Source organism: Enterobacter sp. WI-ESBL-E8, from assembly GCF_053364895.1.
Window position 1 is genome coordinate 3,918,526 of sequence record NZ_JBRWXJ010000001.1, and the last position, 16,339, is coordinate 3,934,864.

19 protein-coding genes are annotated in these 16,339 nt (G+C 57.7%); 4 read left to right on the top strand and 15 right to left on the bottom strand.

What is annotated here, in order from left to right; all coding sequences use genetic code 11:
* The first annotated feature begins 122 nt into the window (after window positions 1-122).
* The gene (locus tag ACWHWP_RS18565) at window positions 123-530 is read left to right on the top strand and encodes a MarR family winged helix-turn-helix transcriptional regulator (RefSeq protein ID WP_047348029.1); all 408 of its coding nucleotides are present in this window, start codon (window positions 123-125) and stop codon (window positions 528-530) included.
* Here the strand turns inward: ACWHWP_RS18565 and ACWHWP_RS18570 are convergent.
* Entirely contained in the window at window positions 527-1,414 is an 888-nt protein-coding gene (locus ACWHWP_RS18570) for a LysR family transcriptional regulator (RefSeq protein WP_447856707.1), read from the bottom strand. The two genes, ACWHWP_RS18565 and ACWHWP_RS18570, sit on opposite strands and share 4 nt — an antisense overlap.
* 108 nt (window positions 1,415-1,522) lie before the next feature.
* Here ACWHWP_RS18570 and ACWHWP_RS18575 point away from each other — a divergent pair, with 108 nt between their 5' ends.
* On the top strand, window positions 1,523-2,725 hold the full coding sequence (locus tag ACWHWP_RS18575) for an MFS transporter (protein WP_447856134.1): 1,203 nt from the start codon (window positions 1,523-1,525) through the stop codon (window positions 2,723-2,725).
* Window positions 2,722-3,099, top strand: coding sequence for a DUF4440 domain-containing protein (locus ACWHWP_RS18580; protein ID WP_059311751.1), 378 nt, complete (start codon window positions 2,722-2,724; stop codon window positions 3,097-3,099). The genes ACWHWP_RS18575 and ACWHWP_RS18580 overlap by 4 nt, the downstream gene beginning before the upstream one ends.
* A gap of 52 nt (window positions 3,100-3,151) precedes the next feature.
* Here ACWHWP_RS18580 and rpoS read toward each other — a convergent pair whose 3' ends face one another.
* From rpoS to cysG, 13 genes are all read right to left on the bottom strand, one after another.
* Complete coding sequence (rpoS, locus tag ACWHWP_RS18585) at window positions 3,152-4,144, bottom strand: RNA polymerase sigma factor RpoS (protein ID WP_008499600.1); 993 nt, start codon at window positions 4,142-4,144, stop codon at window positions 3,152-3,154.
* 60 nt (window positions 4,145-4,204) lie between these two features.
* Window positions 4,205-5,329, bottom strand: coding sequence for a murein hydrolase activator NlpD (gene nlpD, locus ACWHWP_RS18590; protein WP_059311750.1), 1,125 nt, complete (start codon window positions 5,327-5,329; stop codon window positions 4,205-4,207).
* A gap of 116 nt (window positions 5,330-5,445) precedes the next feature.
* Window positions 5,446-6,072, bottom strand: coding sequence for a protein-L-isoaspartate(D-aspartate) O-methyltransferase (locus ACWHWP_RS18595; protein ID WP_059311749.1), 627 nt, complete (start codon window positions 6,070-6,072; stop codon window positions 5,446-5,448).
* The gene (gene surE, locus ACWHWP_RS18600; protein WP_059311748.1) at window positions 6,066-6,827 is read right to left on the bottom strand and encodes a 5'/3'-nucleotidase SurE; all 762 of its coding nucleotides are present in this window, start codon (window positions 6,825-6,827) and stop codon (window positions 6,066-6,068) included. Before surE ends, ACWHWP_RS18595 begins: the two co-directional genes overlap by 7 nt.
* The gene (gene truD / locus ACWHWP_RS18605; protein WP_447856135.1) at window positions 6,808-7,857 is read right to left on the bottom strand and encodes a tRNA pseudouridine(13) synthase TruD; all 1,050 of its coding nucleotides are present in this window, start codon (window positions 7,855-7,857) and stop codon (window positions 6,808-6,810) included. The genes surE and truD overlap by 20 nt, the downstream gene beginning before the upstream one ends.
* Complete coding sequence (gene ispF, locus ACWHWP_RS18610) at window positions 7,854-8,333, bottom strand: 2-C-methyl-D-erythritol 2,4-cyclodiphosphate synthase (RefSeq protein ID WP_008499607.1); 480 nt, start codon at window positions 8,331-8,333, stop codon at window positions 7,854-7,856. The genes truD and ispF overlap by 4 nt, the downstream gene beginning before the upstream one ends.
* Window positions 8,333-9,043 carry a 2-C-methyl-D-erythritol 4-phosphate cytidylyltransferase gene (gene ispD, locus ACWHWP_RS18615; RefSeq protein ID WP_059311746.1) on the bottom strand — a complete coding sequence of 237 codons (711 nt, stop codon included), beginning with the start codon at window positions 9,041-9,043 and terminating at the stop codon, window positions 8,333-8,335. Before ispD ends, ispF begins: the two co-directional genes overlap by 1 nt.
* A 19-nt stretch (window positions 9,044-9,062) precedes the next feature.
* Window positions 9,063-9,374, bottom strand: a complete 312-nt coding sequence (gene ftsB, locus ACWHWP_RS18620; RefSeq protein ID WP_008499609.1) for a cell division protein FtsB — start codon at window positions 9,372-9,374, stop codon at window positions 9,063-9,065.
* Between the two features lie 166 nt (window positions 9,375-9,540).
* Complete coding sequence (locus ACWHWP_RS18625) at window positions 9,541-9,867, bottom strand: DUF3561 family protein (RefSeq protein WP_045286500.1); 327 nt, start codon at window positions 9,865-9,867, stop codon at window positions 9,541-9,543.
* A 58-nt stretch (window positions 9,868-9,925) separates the two neighbouring features.
* Window positions 9,926-10,531 carry an adenylyl-sulfate kinase gene (cysC, locus tag ACWHWP_RS18630; protein WP_059311745.1) on the bottom strand — a complete coding sequence of 202 codons (606 nt, stop codon included), beginning with the start codon at window positions 10,529-10,531 and terminating at the stop codon, window positions 9,926-9,928.
* The gene (cysN, locus tag ACWHWP_RS18635) at window positions 10,531-11,955 is read right to left on the bottom strand and encodes a sulfate adenylyltransferase subunit CysN (protein WP_447856136.1); all 1,425 of its coding nucleotides are present in this window, start codon (window positions 11,953-11,955) and stop codon (window positions 10,531-10,533) included. The genes cysC and cysN overlap by 1 nt, the downstream gene beginning before the upstream one ends.
* A gap of 9 nt (window positions 11,956-11,964) precedes the next feature.
* Complete coding sequence (gene cysD / locus ACWHWP_RS18640; protein WP_010434549.1) at window positions 11,965-12,873, bottom strand: sulfate adenylyltransferase subunit CysD; 909 nt, start codon at window positions 12,871-12,873, stop codon at window positions 11,965-11,967.
* Between the two features lie 9 nt (window positions 12,874-12,882).
* Window positions 12,883-14,232: a siroheme synthase CysG gene (gene cysG / locus ACWHWP_RS18645; protein ID WP_173829305.1), complete on the bottom strand. Its 1,350-nt coding sequence runs from the start codon at window positions 14,230-14,232 to the stop codon at window positions 12,883-12,885.
* Between the two features lie 246 nt (window positions 14,233-14,478).
* Between cysG and ACWHWP_RS18650 the strand changes: the two genes are divergently transcribed.
* Window positions 14,479-15,522, top strand: coding sequence for an aminopeptidase (locus ACWHWP_RS18650; RefSeq protein ID WP_063430519.1), 1,044 nt, complete (start codon window positions 14,479-14,481; stop codon window positions 15,520-15,522).
* 71 nt (window positions 15,523-15,593) lie between these two features.
* On the opposite strand, the gene cysH is transcribed toward ACWHWP_RS18650, so the two are convergent.
* Window positions 15,594-16,328, bottom strand: coding sequence for a phosphoadenosine phosphosulfate reductase (gene cysH, locus ACWHWP_RS18655; RefSeq protein ID WP_059311740.1), 735 nt, complete (start codon window positions 16,326-16,328; stop codon window positions 15,594-15,596).
* Window positions 16,329-16,339: the final 11 nt, after the last annotated feature.

Consider the following 16,339-nt stretch of genomic DNA (forward strand, 5'->3'; position numbering starts at 1 on the left):
CCCGGAACGTTTTCCTGACAAGATCGTTCGCACACGATCACACGAATAGCTAAAAAATGCCGCGTTAAAATCCGGAGCAATAGCGGCTATCATAGTGGGAGATTTTTCCCGTCGGAGTGTTCATGGAACTAAGACAAGAGGCGTTCCACCTGTTACGTCAGCTTTTTCAACAGCATACCGCGCAGTGGCAGCATGCCTTACCGGAACTGACCAAGCCGCAGTACGCGGTTATGCGCTCAGTTGCCGAGCATCCGGGTATTGAACAGGTGGCATTGACCGAAGTGGCGGTCAGCACGAAAGCGACACTGGCGGAAATGCTGAGCCGCATGGAGGCACGCGGGCTGGTCAAACGCGAGCACGACCCGGCAGACAAGCGCCGCCGGTTTGTCTTCCTGACGCCAGAAGGTGAAGCTCTGCTTGCAGGCTGTAAGCCGGTGGGCAACGCGGTGGATGAGGCGTTTTTAGGCCGTCTCTCTCAGGCCGAGCGGGAGCAATTCTCTGCCCTCATCAAAAAGATGATGCACGGTTAATTCACGCTGGTGCGCATAAAATCAATAAAGGTGCGCACCTTCGCTGGCACATGCCGGGCATCCGGATAGACCGCATAGATGCCCTGCTGCGCAAAGGTATATTCCGGTAAAACCGGGACAAGTTTTCCCGCAGCAAGCGCCTCGCGCGCCAGCCATTCCGGCAGTAACGCCACCCCACCTCCCGCAAGCGCAAAGGCCATAAGCGCCTGAGCGCTATCGGCAAACAAACGCGGCGCTTTTTTAATCTCCAGCGCTTCAGGCGCGCCGCCGGCATCTTTCACCTGCCAGCGAAGCGGCGACGCGACGCGCTCGTGAATAATCCAGTCGGCCTGCGCCAGCTGCGCCAGCGATTCGACCGGATGGATAACGAGCCACTCGGGCGCCGCAACGGGGAGAATGGAGAAGTGCGAAATCAGCGCGGCGTGGTAGCGCGAATCGGCAAGCGTTCCCAGCCGGATGGCCACGTCAAAGCGCTCCGAGATAAGGTCGGCGTGCAGTGACGACGAAACATGACGCACGCGAAGATCCGGATGCTGCTGGCTAAACCTGGCTAGCAGCGGCACCACGACCTGCGAGCCATACTCGGGCGTTGTCGTGATCCGCAGTTCCCCCGTGAGCCCCGCATGGTTAGCGCGGACATCATCCTGCAACTGTTCTGCGTCCTTCAGAAGCGCGACGCTGCGCTGATGAAACAGCGCGCCCGCCTCGGTTAACGTCAGACGGCGGGTGGATCGCAGCAGCAGGGTGACGCCCAGCTCAGCTTCGAGCTGGCGAATATTGAAGCTGACCACCGCTTTTGTCAGGCCCATTGCATCCGCTGCCGCCGTGAAGCTGCCGGTGTCGGCCACCGCAACAAACATCTGCGTGCGCTGTAAGTTAATCATCATCGCTCTTTTTACCGTCAAAATAATTTTGACAGTATATCGCGCTTTGTCAGGTTTATCCGTTCTTCACCGGCCGATACGATACGCCACCTCACCGGAGGATCTACCATGACGTATCGCAGCAAAGTCGCCGCAGTCTACCTGCTGGGCTTTTTTCTTGATCTGATCAATATGTTCATTGCCAGCGTCGCCTTTCCGGCGATGGCACACGATTTTAACGCCACGCCTTCAGCGCTTGCCTGGGTCAGTAACGGGTACATTGCCGGCCTGACGCTGGTGATCCCGTTCAGCGCCGTGCTGACGCGCCGCATCGGGCCAAAGCGCGTCATCCTGCTCTCGCTTTTTCTGTTCAGCGCAGCCTCTGCGGCGGCAGGCCTGGCTGCAACGCTTGAAAGCCTGATCGCCTGGCGCGTGCTGCAGGGCGTGGGAGGTGGCTTACTGATCCCCGTCGGGCAGGCGCTGACCTGGCAGCAGTTTAAGCCTCACGAACGCGCCCGGCTCTCCTCGGCGGTCATGCTGGTTGCGTTGCTTGCTCCCGCCTGTTCTCCTGCTGTCGGGGGACTGCTGGTGCAGACGCTAAGCTGGCGATGGATATTTTTCGCCACGCTCCCGGTGGCTATCATGACCTTTGCTCTGGCCTGCCTGTGGCTTAAGCACGAAATGCCCGCGATGAATGCGGCCAGACTGCTAAACCTGCCTTTGCTCGCGGACCCGCTTTTGCGTTTTTCCATGCTTGTCTACGTCTGTGTGCCCGGCATGTTTATTGGGGTGAACGTCACGGGGATGTTTTATCTTCAGCACGAGGCGAACATGAGCCCGGCCGTAACGGGAATGCTGATGCTGCCGTGGTCTGTGGCATCGTTTATAGCCATCACGGCGACGGGACGTTATTTTAACCGTATCGGCCCACGACCGCTGATTGTCATCGGCTGCCTGTTGCAGGCAGCGGGTATTCTGCTTTTGATTAACGTCAGCTCGTCAGTGCTGCTGCCTGCCGTCGCGTTTACCCTGATGGGCGCGGGAGGAAGCCTGTGCAGCAGCACGGCTCAGAGCAGCGCGTTTCTGACCACGCGCCGGGAAGATATGCCGGATGCCAGCGCCCTGTGGAATCTCAATCGTCAGCTGAGCTTTTTTGCCTGCGCCCTGCTGCTGGCGCAGGCGCTGAACCTGGCGCAAATCTGGCTGCCGCCGCTCGCCGCATGGCACGGGATGTTTATTTTTGCCGCAGGCATTACCTTACTGCCTGTAATGTACGTTTTTCGTCTTAACAATACGCAGGTGCTCACCCAGCTGCGACAGGAGAATTCATGACGCCTTTCGAACACGACATTATCGACCTCCACATTGCGCTTGAGGACTGGTTAGGCAAAGGCGAAGGCGATTACGACGCCCTGCTCGCCCGCTTCAGCCCGGATTTTCTGATGATTCCGCCGGGCGGTGTGCAGGTCGACTATAACGGCCTGGCCAGTTTTCTGGAAAAACAGCGTGGAAGTCGTCCCGGCCTGAAGATCGTCATTGATGAATTAACCACGATCCAGAGCGGCGATCGGGATGCAGTGCTTCACTACCGGGAGACGCAAACCCGGCCGGACCAGCCCGTCAACGTACGCTGGTCAACCGCGGTGCTTAATCAGGAAGGCGACAAAATTACGTGGCGTCTGCTGCACGAAACGGCGCAGCCGTAGCCCAAAAGAAAAAGGCCCGTCTCACGACGGGCCTTTTTTGACGAAAGGTTGCTTATTCGCGGAACAGCGCTTCGATGTTCAGACCTTGCCCCTGCAGGATTTCACGCAGGCGGCGCAGACCTTCAACCTGAATCTGACGAACACGTTCACGGGTCAGACCAATTTCGCGGCCGACGTCTTCCAGTGTCGCAGCTTCATACCCCAGTAAACCGAAACGACGCGCCAGCACTTCACGCTGTTTGGCGTTCAGTTCGAACAGCCATTTGACGATGCTCTGTTTCATGTCATCGTCCTGCGTGGTGTCTTCCGGGCCGTTGTCTTTTTCATCGGCCAGGATGTCCAGCAGCGCTTTTTCGGAGTCGCCACCCAGCGGGGTGTCAACGGAGGTAATGCGCTCGTTGAGACGCAGCATACGGCTAACGTCATCAACCGGTTTATCGAGTTGTTCGGCAATTTCTTCTGCGCTTGGCTCGTGGTCCAGTTTATGGGACAACTCGCGCGCGGTACGCAGATACACGTTCAACTCTTTGACGATGTGAATCGGCAGGCGAATCGTACGGGTCTGGTTCATAATAGCCCGTTCGATGGTCTGACGAATCCACCAGGTCGCGTAGGTTGAGAAACGGAACCCGCGTTCCGGGTCAAACTTCTCAACTGCGCGGATGAGACCTAAGTTGCCCTCTTCAATCAGATCCAGCAGAGCCAGACCGCGATTGCCGTAACGGCGGGCAATTTTCACGACCAGTCGCAGGTTACTTTCAATCATGCGACGACGCGAGGCAACATCACCACGCAAAGCACGACGTGCGAAATAGACTTCTTCTTCGGCCGTTAGCAGTGGGGAGTAACCAATCTCCCCAAGGTAAAGCTGAGTCGCGTCCAGTACACGCTGTGTGGCGCCCTGCGATAACAGCTCTTCTTCAGCCAAATCGTTATCACTGGGTTCCTCTTCTACTAAGGCTTTTTCGTCAAAAGCCTCTACTCCGTTCTCATCAAATTCCGCGTCTTCATTTAAATCATGAACTTTCAGCGTATTCTGACTCATAAAGGTGGCTCCTACCCGTGATCCCTGAACGAGACACCCTGGCTGGCATGCCCCGTCAAATTATCGCTGCGGCAAATACTGCAGCGGGTTTACGGATTTCCCCTTGTAACGAATTTCAAAATGCAAGCGTGTAGAACTGGTTCCGGTGCTACCCATGGTAGCGATTTTTTGCCCCGCCTTAACTTCTTGTTGTTCCCGGACCAGCATTGTGTCGTTATGGGCGTAGGCACTCAGGTAATCATCGTTATGTTTGATGATAATAAGATTACCGTAACCGCGCAGAGCGTTACCGGCATACACAACGCGCCCATCTGCGGTCGCGGTGATAGCCTGTCCTTTACTCCCTGCGATATCGATCCCTTTATTTCCCCCTTCGGAGGAAGAGAAGTTTTCGATAACCTTGCCGTCAGTTGGCCAGCGCCACGCAGAGATTGGCGAACTGGATGTCATACTGCTGGCAGTCGGTTCAGTAGAGCTAACCACAGGTGCCGTTACCGGTGCTGTGACAACAGTCGCAGTCCCTTTATTATTCGGCAACATTTTGTTAGCAGTCTGATCACCTGAATCCTCAGAATACGTAATTACAGGTTGTGAAGCAACCACCGTGGTGGATTTTTGTGCAGGCTTCACGCTGTTATTTTGCGCCGTCACGTCGGCCGCTGAAACGGTGTTGCCAGGCGTGAGCGGCGTACCCGTTGCGTTGCCAACCTGAAGCGTTTGCCCGACTTCCAGACCGTACGGGGCCTGGACGTTATTGCGCTGAGCAAGGTCACGGAAATCGTTCCCGGTGATCCACGCAATGTAGAACAGCGTATCGCCGCGCTTCACGGTATAGGTACTGCCACCGGTATAGCTACCTTTCGGAATGTTCCCATACTTACGGTTATAGACTATGCGGCCATTTTGGGTCTGAACAGGTTGTTCGACTGGCTGAACCTGCATTGGCTGTGTAACAGGATGTTGCACAGGCTGAATTTGTGGTGTTTGCTGCGGTGCAGCAGTACCCATTTTAGGCGGCGGCGTGATCAACATTCCGCTGGACGTGTTACCGGAGCCGCTGTTTCCACCGACGGAACTGACGGGCGCAGGAGCATTGTTAGAACTTGTACAGCCTGCCAGCCAGAGCGAAACCAGTGATAATGCCGCAACACGGCTGATGGTGAATTTAGGGCTTCCCGCGCTCATTTATCCCCCAGGAATGTGTTAACTACCAGTGACTTAAAATTTACCGTGATGGTACGAATCTTTCGCGCCACACCATACGCTGAATTTGCCTTAATAACCCTGGATAATTCCGAGTCTCAGGCCAACTCCCCTTTTACCAGAGGCACAAAGCGCACGGCTTCCACGGTGTCGATAATATACTCGCCGCCGCGCCGACGAACGCGCTTCAAAAGCTGCTGCTCGTCCCCGACAGGCAGAACAAGAATGCCCCCCTCATCCAACTGCGACAGCAGTGCAGCAGGAATTTCAGGCGGGGCCGCCGTCACGATGATAGCGTCAAACGGGGCGCGAGCCTGCCAACCTTGCCATCCATCACCGTGTCGTGTCGAAACATTGTGTAAATCAAGTTGTTTCAGGCGACGACGCGCCTGCCACTGTAAACCTTTAATCCGCTCAACGGAGCAAACGTGATGCACCAGATGCGCCAGGATCGCGGTCTGGTACCCCGAGCCGGTGCCAATCTCCAGCACGCGGGAGTCGGGCGTGAGCTCCAGCAGCTCCGTCATGCGAGCCACCATATAGGGCTGCGAAATCGTCTGACCCTGCCCGATGGGCAGCGCCACGTTTTCCCACGCTTTGTGTTCAAACGCCTCGTCTACAAATTTCTCACGCGGAACCTGGGCGAGCGCGTCAAGCACGTGCTCGTCGCGGATCCCCTGCGCGCGGAGTTGTTCCAGAAGAGTTTGTACACGTTTGTTTACCATTGCGCGTTCACTCCTGCGCGATCCAGCCAGCCCGACACCACATCATGCGCGCTATATGCGGTTAAATCTACGTGCAGCGGGGTAACCGAAACATAGCCTTCATCCACGGCGGCAAAGTCGGTATCCGGACCCGCGTCGCACTTATCGCCGGGAGGGCCAATCCAGTAAAGCGTATTGCCGCGAGGATCCTGCTGCGGGATCACCTGATCGGCCGGATGCCGGCTCCCGCAACGGGTGACGCGGATGCCTTTAATTTCATCAAGAGGAAGATCCGGCACGTTGATGTTTAGAATGCGCCCGGTGCGCAGCGGCTCACGGCCAAGCGCTCGCAGGATCGAACAGGTTACCGCGGCAGCGGTGTCGTAGTGCGTGTGGCCGTTTAACGAGACCGCCAGCGCCGGAAATCCGAGATGGCGCCCTTCCATTGCGGCCGCCACGGTGCCGGAGTAAATCACGTCATCGCCGAGGTTGGGCCCGGCGTTAATGCCGGAAACGACGATATCCGGACGCGGTCGCATCAGCGCGTTCACGCCCAGAAAAACGCAGTCGGTTGGCGTGCCCATCTGCACGGCAATATCGCCATTTTCAAAGGTAAAGGTGCGAAGCGACGACTCCAGCGTCAGCGAGTTAGACGCTCCACTGCGGTTACGATCGGGTGCCACGATCTGCACATCCGCGAATTCGCGAAGGTGTTTCGCCAGCGTCTGAATGCCTGGCGCGTGGATCCCGTCATCGTTACTCAGCAATATTCGCATAATCACCCGAGGTGTTGATAAGTTCCCTGACAACACTGGTGGCAAAGCTACCTGCCGGCAGCCAGAAGCGTAACTCAACGGTCACGTCATCCCACCAGTTCCAGCTTAACTGCTGCGGATAGAGCAGCATCGCGCGGCGTGCTGCTTCGACTTTTTCCCGCACCAGCAAGGATTGTAATGCCTGCGCATCCGCGACGGCAGACTGCTCGGCAGCCAAGGCTCCGCCCTGGGTTCCCCAGTCGCCCGTACCGGGCAACGCGGCGGTAATCATCAGCGCTTTTGCATCCACGCGCGACTGAACATCGGCCATCTCTTCGGCCGTTGCCACAAACCAGCTTCCGCGTCCCGCTAATTGTAGCGCATCGCCAACAACAACTTGATTCGCGTCCGGTTTTTTCAGCCTTTCGCTCACAATCTGATTAAACAACGCACTGCGGGCCGCCGACAACCAAAAACTGCGTTTATTCCTGTCGCGAACCGGCGCATCGCTTTGCGCCCAGCGCAGCGCACCCTGCAGGTTGCTGCCGCCGATGCCAAAGCGCTGCGCGCCAAAGTAGTTCGGCACGCCCTGCGCGCTGATGGCATTCAGGCGCTTCTCGACGTCATCGCGGTCGGTCACTTCACGCAGCACCAGCGTAAAGTCGTTCCCTTTCAACGCGCCCAGACGCAGCTTGCGCTTGTGGCGGGCGAATTCCAGTACCTTACAGCCTTCAAGCTCAAATTTACTTAAATCAGGCATCGTATTGCCCGGAACGCGCGCGCAGAGCCACTGTTCAGTGACGGCGTGTTTATCTTTCTGCCCGGCAAAGCTGACTTCGCGGGCGTGAATTTTGAGGAATTTTGCCAGCGCGTCGGCCACGAAACGGGTATTGCAGCCATTTTTCAGAATACGCACCAGGATATGTTCGCCTTCGCCATCCGGCTCAAAGCCCAGATCCTCCATCACGAGGAAGTCTTCAGGGCTGGCTTTTAGCACCCCGTTCCCCTGCGGTTTACCGTGCAGGTATGTCAGGTTGTCGAAGTCTGTCATTTGCTCGCCTTCACCAGCAGCGCCACGGCTTCACAGGCAATCCCTTCGCCGCGGCCGGTAAAGCCCAGCTTCTCGGTGGTCGTCGCTTTGACGTTGACGTCGTCCATATGGCAGCCCAGATCTTCCGCAATAAACACGCGCATCTGCGGAATATGCGGCAGCATTTTCGGCGCCTGGGCGATAATCGTCACGTCGACGTTGCCGAGGGTGTAGCCTTTAGCCTGAATGCGGCGCCACGCTTCGCGCAGCAGCTCGCGGCTGTCAGCGCCTTTAAACGCCGGGTCGGTGTCCGGGAATAGCTTGCCGATATCCCCCAGCGCAGCCGCGCCGAGCAGCGCGTCGGTCAGGGCATGCAGCGCCACGTCGCCATCAGAATGGGCCAGCAGTCCTTTTTCATAAGGAATGCGCACGCCGCCAATGATAATTGGGCCTTCTCCGCCAAAGGCGTGTACATCAAAACCGTGTCCAATTCGCATTATGCCTTCTCCTGATGGGTCGAACGGGTAAGATAGAATTCCGCGAGCTGTAAATCCTCGGGACGCGTCACTTTAATATTATCAGCACGCCCTTCAACAAGCGTTGGGTGGAAACCGCAATACTCCAGCGCAGAGGCTTCGTCCGTAATGGTCGCCCCTTCATTCAGCGCACGCGTTAAGCAGTCGTGGAGTAATTCGCGGGGGAAAAACTGTGGCGTCAGCGCGTGCCATAAGTCAACGCGCTCGACGGTGTGGGCGATGGCCGCTTTGCCTGGCTCAGCCCGCTTCATGGTGTCGCGCACCGGGGCGGCGAGAATGCCGCCCACGTTACTGGTTTCACTCAGCGTCAGCAGGCGCGCCAGATCGTCCTGGTGCAGGCACGGACGCGCCGCGTCATGCACCAGCACCCACTGCGCGTTTCCGGCAGCCTGAATGCCCGCCAGCACGGAATCGGCGCGCTCGGCACCGCCGTCGACAACGGTAATCTGCGGGTGATTTGCCAGCGGTAGCTGCGCGAAGCGCGCATCGCCCGGGCTGATGGCGATGACCACGCGCGTCACCCTGGGGTGCGCCAGCAGCGCCGCCACGGCGTGCTCAAGGATCGTTTTATCGCCAATAGAGAGGTACTGCTTGGGACATTCTGTTTGCATGCGCCGGCCAAAACCTGCGGCCGGCACCACGGCACATACGTCCGAAAAAGTTGCTGCCATGTCGTAATCCTGGGCCTGATTATCGATTGTTCTGTGCTGAGCCCTGATTGCGTTTAGACGCATCCGGAACCAGACGATAAAAGGTTTCGCCCGGCTTTGTCATACTGAGTTCATTGCGTGCGCGTTCCTCAATCGCCTCTTGCCCGCCATTGAGGTCATCAATTTCAGCAAAGAGTTGATCGTTTCGCGCCTTAAGTTTGGCGTTTGTTGCCTGCTGAGCCGCGACGTCATCGCTCACCCGGCTATAGTCGTGCAGTCCGTTCTTACCGAACCACAGCGAATATTGCAGCCAGATTAGCAAAGCCAGCAACAGCAGCGTTAGTTTACCCATCCTGCCCCCTGAAAAACGGCATCCTCATCCCAAGACTTCCCCAGGGCACTACGCCGGGGTAACAGAGATGCCGCAACATCGCGGGCAAATGTACCACATTTTTTCCGCAGAATCGTCCTGCACAATATCGTCACACAGTTGGTTACGGTTTGAATTATGGCTGAAGTTAGCCCATGAGCCACAAAAATAACAGACCAAACATCAGGACCACCGTCACAATCGTGATCGCGGTACTGTACAGAAGCCTGCCGTTGAGCAGCGAGTGCAGCGCAATGCCGACGACAACCGCCACGGGCATCAGCGCCAGGAAGAAAGGCCAGGTATAGAGAAAGAAGAACAGCGTGTTACCGCCATAGATGAGAAACGGGATGCCAAGCGCCAGCAGCCATGAGACGAAGCCAATGATGGCCCCAGGAAATGACCAGGTCGTTTCGTCGTCGGTCGCGAGCGGCTCCGACCCGGTGGTGATAATATAATTTTCACTGTTGCGCATAGCTAATCCTGTGACCGTGACTCATCGTTCGGGAAGACAGCTCCCGAACGATACCGTCTCAGGATCTGATAATATCGTCCCGTCTCAGCAGGTCTAATAATTGGCTTACTAAATTTGTTACCAATTGTTGACCTTCGAGGTGAATCTCAGGCGATTCAGGCGCTTCGTATACCGCGTCAATTCCGGTGAAGTTGCGTAGTTCACCGGCGCGGGCTTTTTTGTACAGCCCTTTCGGATCGCGCGCTTCGCAAACCTCCAGCGGGGTGTCGACAAACACTTCAATAAAGCGCTCATGACCCACGCGCTCGCGCACCATCTGGCGCTCGGCGCGGTGCGGAGAGATAAACGCGGTCAGCACCACCAGCCCGGCGTCGGCCATCAGGCTGGCCACTTCGCCCACCCGGCGGATGTTCTCTTTACGATCGTCGTCGCTGAACCCTAAATCGCTGCACAGGCCGTGGCGCACGTTGTCGCCATCCAGCAGGTACGTGCTTACGCCCTGCTGATGCAACGCCTCTTCCAGCGCGCCTGCAACCGTCGATTTACCCGAGCCGGACAGCCCGGTAAACCACAGCACAACCCCACGGTGACCGTGGAGCTGTTCGCGCTGGGCGACGGTGACCGGATGAGGATGCCAGACGACGTTCTCATCATGGGCAGCCATTACTTGCCTCCCAGCAGATCGCGGGCACCCCAGTGCGGGAAGTGCTTACGCACCAGCGCGTTCAGTTCCAGCTCGAAGGCGCTGAATTCAGATGCCACGCTCGCCTGCTCGTTTGGCTCGCGCACCATTCCTGCGCCGACGGTGACGTTGGTCAGGCGGTCGATAAAGATCAGCCCGCCCGTCACCGGGTTCTGCTGATACGGATCCAGCACCAGCGGTTCGTCGAAGGTCAGATCGACCAGACCAATGCCGTTCAGCGGCAGCTCGGTGACCTCGCGCTGGGTCAGGTTGTTGATGTCTACCTGGAACTGAATACCGTCCACGCGGGCACGGGTTTTCTTGCCGGCAATTTTGATGTCGTAGCTCTGGCCCGCGGTCAGCGGCTGCTCCGCCATCCATACCACGTCCACGGACGCCCCCTGCACCGCCACCAGCGTTTCCTGAGCGTCCACCAGCAGGTCGCCCCGGCTGATATCAATCTCGTCTTTCAACACCAGGGTTACCGCCTCACCGGCGCCCGCTTCCTGCAGGTCACCGTCAAAGGTGACGATACGGGCGATGGTCGATTCCACGCCGGATGGCAGCACCTTGACGCGTTGACCCACCTTCACGGAGCCTGACGCGAGGGTGCCCGAGAAGCCGCGGAAATCGAGGTTCGGACGGTTGACGTACTGCACCGGGAAACGCATCGGCTGGGTGTCGACCACGCGCTGGATCTCAACGGTTTCCAGCACTTCCAGCAGCGTCGGGCCGCTGTACCACGGCATGTTCGCGCTCTGTGAGGCAACGTTATCCCCTTCCAGCGCCGAGAGCGGCACAAAGCGAATATCGAGGTTGCCCGGCAGCTGTTCAGCAAAGGTCAGATAGCTCTGGCGGATCTCCTCGAACTTCTCTTCGCTGAAGTTCACCAGATCCATCTTGTTGACCGCCACCACCAGGTGTTTGATCCCCAGCAGCGTGGAGATAAAGCTGTGGCGACGGGTCTGATCCAGCACGCCTTTACGGGCGTCGATCAGCAGGATCGCCAGGTCGCAGGTCGACGCACCGGTCGCCATATTGCGGGTGTACTGCTCGTGCCCCGGGGTGTCGGCGATAATAAATTTGCGCTTCTCGGTGGAGAAGTAGCGGTAGGCCACGTCGATGGTGATGCCCTGCTCGCGCTCCGCCTGCAGGCCATCCACCAGCAGCGCCAGATCCAGCTTTTCGCCCTGGGTACCGTGACGTTTACTGTCGTTGTGCAGGGAAGAGAGCTGATCTTCGTAAATCTGGCGCGTATCGTGCAGCAGGCGGCCAATCAGGGTGCTTTTCCCGTCATCCACGCTGCCGCAGGTCAGAAAACGCAGCAGGCTTTTGTGTTGCTGGGCGTGCAGATACGCTTCCACGCCGCCTTCGTTGGCAATTTGTTGAGCAATAGTGGTGTTCATGGCGGCTCCTTAGAAATAACCCTGACGTTTCTTCAGCTCCATGGAGCCTGCCTGGTCGCGGTCAATCACGCGCCCCTGTCGCTCGCTGGTGGTCGACACCAGCATCTCTTCGATGATCTCCGGCAGCGTCTGCGCGCTGGATTCCACCGCGCCGGTCAGCGGCCAGCAGCCGAGGGTACGGAAGCGTACCATCTGTTGTTTGATCACTTCACCCGGCTGCAGGTCGATGCGATCGTCATCGATCATCATCAGCATGCCGTCGCGCTCCAGCACCGGACGCTCGGCGGCCAGATACAGCGGAACGATCTCGATGTTTTCCAGATAGATGTACTGCCAGATATCCAGCTCGGTCCAGTTAGAGAGCGGGAAGACGCGAATGCTTTCGCCTTTGTTGATCTGGCCGTTGTAGTTGTGCCACAGCTCCGGACGCTGGTTTTTTGGGTCCCAGCGGTGGAAGCGGTCGCGGAAGGAGTAGATACGCTCTTTGGCACGGGACTTCTCTTCGTCACGGCGCGCGCCGCCGAAGGCCGCATCAAAACCGTATTTATTCAGCGCCTGCTTCAGCCCTTCGGTTTTCATGATATCGGTGTGTTTGGCGCTGCCGTGCACGAACGGGTTAATGCCCATCGCCACCCCTTCCGGGTTTTTATGCACCAGTAGCTCGCAGCCGTAGGCTTTCGCGGTACGGTCGCGGAACTCGTACATTTCGCGGAATTTCCAGCCGGTATCAACGTGCAGCAGCGGGAACGGCAGCGTACCCGGATAAAACGCTTTACGCGCCAGATGCAGCATGACGCTGGAATCTTTACCGATGGAGTACATCATCACCGGGTTAGAAAACTCGGCAGCCACTTCGCGGATAATATGGATACTTTCCGCTTCGAGCTGCCGCAGGTGTGTAAGACGTTTTTGGTCCATAACCGTTCCTTAAGCCAAATTTATGACAGAAGCGCCAAAGCCTTCTGTGTCGGTTGTGTGCTGAAACCAGGCGAGCGTGCTGTGCAGCTGCACCACTTCCCCCACCACGATCAGGGCGGGCATTGGGGCGTCTTTCGCCAGGGTTGCAAGATCGTCAAGCGTGCCGATCGCAACGTGCTGATCGACGCGCGTACCGCGAGAAATGACGGCCACGGGCGTCGTCGCAGCGCGGCCGTGCTGAATAAGCTGTTCGCTGATGTCCGCCGCCTTCATCGTGCCCATGTAGATAGCCAGCGTCTGTCGGCTCTGGGCGAGGTGCGACCAGTCAAACGGCGTGCTGTCAGTCTTGTAGTGGCCGGTCACAAAGGTCACGCTCTGGGCGTAATCGCGATGGGTCAGCGGAATACCGGCGTAGGCCGTTACCGCCGAGGCCGCCGTGATGCCGGGCACCACCTGGAACGGTACCCCGGCTTCGGCTGCCGCCTGCAGCTCTTCGCCGCCGCGGCCGAAAATAAACGGATCGCCCCCTTTCAGGCGCACCACGGTTTTTCCGGCTTTTGCGGCGTCAATCAGCATCTGATTGGTATCGTGCTGCGGGACGGAGTGCTCGCCCGCCCGTTTACCGACGCAGATTTGCTCCGCGTCGCGACGGATCAGCTCGCGCACGCCGTCGGTAACCAGATGGTCATAGAACACCACGTCCGCGTCCTGCAGCACCTGCAGGCCACGCAGCGTCAGCAGACCGGCATCGCCCGGCCCCGCGCCCACCAGAATGATCTCCCCGCCCGTACTGCCGGGGTTATCCAGTTCGTCTTCGAGTATTTTTTGCGCCGCCGTCTCGTTACCGGCATGCATCAGGCTGGCAAAGCGGCCGCGAAACACGCGCTCCCAGAAGCGACGGCGCTCCGTCACGCTGGTCAGGCGAGTTTTTAGATGGTTACGCCAGTAGCTGGCCTTCTCCGCCATACGCCCGAGGCTGGTCGGCAGCAGCGCTTCAATTTTTTCACGCAGCACGCGCGCCAGTACCGGTGCGGTACCGCCGGAAGAGATGGCGACCAGCAGCGGAGAGCGATCGACGATCGACGGGAAGATGAACGAGCACAAAGGCTGGTCGTCGACCACGTTCACCAGGCGGTAACGCGCCTGAGCGGCATCGGAAACGCGTCGGTTCAGTTCGCGATCCTCCGTCGCCGCAATCACCAGCACCACGCTGTCAATTTGTGACTCGTCGAAATCTGCCCCCGCGACGACCTGCACCCGCGCGCCCGCGCGCTGCAGAAACGCGATTTTGCGATCGGCAATCTCACCCGTACCAACAACCAGCACCGGTTTCTCTTTAATCGCGGCAAATAAGGGCAGATAGTCCACAAGCAACAACTCACTAACAACGAGGAATAGAGGGACTATAGGGGGCGGCTTAGAGCGAATGAAATTACGAATTGGAATGAGTAGTTACTCAATGGAATAACGCGATGAAAAAGCAAATATCAAAAAGTGCTTAACACGCGAAATTTCGGGCATTTAAGAGCAATTCAAATTGTGTAAGGACGATCACAGTTTCATACTAGACGGGTCAAAATTTTGCTCTGTTTTTAAGGACTCACTATGTTTTCCGCAACGCGCCACCGTATTGCTGCCCTGGCGCTCGGCGTTTGCTTTATCCTTCCGGCTCAGGCAAAAAATCAACCGTATGGTGAAATCGCCAACATGCAGGCGCGGCACATTGCCACCGTCTTCCCCGGACGCATGACCGGCTCACCGGCGGAAATGCTCTCCGCTGACTATATTCGCCAGCAGTTTGCCGATATGGGTTACCAGAGCGATATCCGATCGTTTCACAGCCGCTACGTTTATACCTCCAGAAATAAAACCAAAAACTGGCATAACGTGACCGGCAGTACGGTTATCGCAGCGCATGAAGGTAGCGCAAACGAGCAGATTATTATTATGGCGCACCTCGATACCTACGCGCCGATGAGCGACGCCGATACGGATAACAACCTCGGCGGTCTGACGCTGCAGGGCATGGACGATAACGCGGCAGGCCTGGGCGTGATGCTCGAACTGGCCGAGCGGATGAAGAATATTCCCACCCAGTATGGCATTCGTTTCGTTGCCACCAGCGGTGAAGAAGAAGGCAAACTCGGCGCTGAGAATCTCCTGAAGCGCATGAGTGCTGAAGAGAAGAAAAATACGCTGCTGGTGATCAACCTCGATAACCTGATCGTCGGCGATAAGCTTTATTTCAACAGCGGACAGAGTACGCCGGGTACCGTGCGGAAGCTGACGCGCGACCGGGCACTGGCGATTGCCCGCAGCCACGGGGTTTATGCCACCAGCAACCCCGGCGGTAATCCGGGCTATCCGCGCGGAACGGGCTGCTGCAACGATGGGGAAGTGTTCGATAAGGCGGGCATTCCGGTGCTGTACGTCGAAGCGACAAACTGGGCGTTGGGCAAGAAAGATGGCTATCAGCAGCGGGCTAAATCGAAAGCCTTCCCGAACGGGACAAGCTGGCATAACGTAATGCTGGATAATCAGCAGCACATTGATAGCGCCCTGCCGCAGCGCATTGAACACCGCAGCCGGGATGTAGTGAAAGTGATGCTGCCGCTGGTGAAAGAGCTGGCGAAAGCGGGGAAAGCCTGAGGTTTTTGAACGCCGTGCGGCCTGATGCCCTCACCCCAACCCTCTCCCACAGGGAGAGGGAGTCAATGAAATTACCCTTCGTGCAACCCGCACTCGCGCTTCAGCCCAAAGAATCGCGTCTCTTCTTCCGCCATTCCCGGTTCCCATTTGCGCGTGGTGTGGGTATCCCCCACTGACAGGTAGCCCTGATCCCACAGCGGATGGTACTTCAGCCCGTGTTTTTGCAGGTACTGGTACACCGTCCGGTTATCCCAGTCGATAATCGGCAGCACTTTAAAGACCCCGCGCTGAACTGCCAGCACCGGCAGCGTGGCGCGGCTGCCGGACTGCTCACGGCGCAAACCCGCGAACCACGTCTGCGCATTAAGCTCTTTCAGCGCCCGGTTCATCGGCTCAACTTTGTTGATCGCATTGTATTTCTCAATGCCCTCAACGCCCTGCTCCCACAGCTTGCCGTAGCGCGCCTCCTGCCAGGCCGCGCTTTCCGTCGCGCGGTAAACTTTGAGGTTCAGCTTGAGCTTGTCCGTCAGCTCATCAATAAACTGGTAGGTTTCCGGGAACAGGTAGCCGGTATCGGTGAGGATCACCGGAATGTCCGGGCTGATCTGATTCACCAGATGCAGGCTGACCGCCGCCTGAATACCAAAGCTTGACGACAGCACGTAGTCTCCCGGCAGGTTTTCCAGCGCCCACGCCACGCGCCCTTCGGCGTCCAGCTTTTCCAGTTGAGCGTTGGTTTCTGCCAGCGCCAGAATGCGTTCGACTTTTGGCAGGTCATTAAGGGCGTTTAGATCGAGTACGGACATAAGAACCTCGT

Coding starts and splice junctions, on each gene's coding strand:
- ACWHWP_RS18565 (WP_047348029.1), top strand. CDS start 123: ATGGAACTAAGACAAGAGGCGTTCCACCTGTTACGTCAGCTTTTTCAA.
- ACWHWP_RS18570 (WP_447856707.1), bottom strand. CDS start 1,414: ATGATTAACTTACAGCGCACGCAGATGTTTGTTGCGGTGGCCGACACC.
- ACWHWP_RS18575 (WP_447856134.1), top strand. CDS start 1,523: ATGACGTATCGCAGCAAAGTCGCCGCAGTCTACCTGCTGGGCTTTTTT.
- ACWHWP_RS18580 (WP_059311751.1), top strand. CDS start 2,722: ATGACGCCTTTCGAACACGACATTATCGACCTCCACATTGCGCTTGAG.
- rpoS (WP_008499600.1), bottom strand. CDS start 4,144: ATGAGTCAGAATACGCTGAAAGTTCATGATTTAAATGAAGACGCGGAA.
- nlpD (WP_059311750.1), bottom strand. CDS start 5,329: ATGAGCGCGGGAAGCCCTAAATTCACCATCAGCCGTGTTGCGGCATTA.
- ACWHWP_RS18595 (WP_059311749.1), bottom strand. CDS start 6,072: ATGGTAAACAAACGTGTACAAACTCTTCTGGAACAACTCCGCGCGCAG.
- surE (WP_059311748.1), bottom strand. CDS start 6,827: ATGCGAATATTGCTGAGTAACGATGACGGGATCCACGCGCCAGGCATT.
- truD (WP_447856135.1), bottom strand. CDS start 7,857: ATGACAGACTTCGACAACCTGACATACCTGCACGGTAAACCGCAGGGG.
- ispF (WP_008499607.1), bottom strand. CDS start 8,333: ATGCGAATTGGACACGGTTTTGATGTACACGCCTTTGGCGGAGAAGGC.
- ispD (WP_059311746.1), bottom strand. CDS start 9,043: ATGGCAGCAACTTTTTCGGACGTATGTGCCGTGGTGCCGGCCGCAGGT.
- ftsB (WP_008499609.1), bottom strand. CDS start 9,374: ATGGGTAAACTAACGCTGCTGTTGCTGGCTTTGCTAATCTGGCTGCAA.
- ACWHWP_RS18625 (WP_045286500.1), bottom strand. CDS start 9,867: ATGCGCAACAGTGAAAATTATATTATCACCACCGGGTCGGAGCCGCTC.
- cysC (WP_059311745.1), bottom strand. CDS start 10,531: ATGGCTGCCCATGATGAGAACGTCGTCTGGCATCCTCATCCGGTCACC.
- cysN (WP_447856136.1), bottom strand. CDS start 11,955: ATGAACACCACTATTGCTCAACAAATTGCCAACGAAGGCGGCGTGGAA.
- cysD (WP_010434549.1), bottom strand. CDS start 12,873: ATGGACCAAAAACGTCTTACACACCTGCGGCAGCTCGAAGCGGAAAGT.
- ACWHWP_RS18650 (WP_063430519.1), top strand. CDS start 14,479: ATGTTTTCCGCAACGCGCCACCGTATTGCTGCCCTGGCGCTCGGCGTT.
- cysH (WP_059311740.1), bottom strand. CDS start 16,328: ATGTCCGTACTCGATCTAAACGCCCTTAATGACCTGCCAAAAGTCGAA.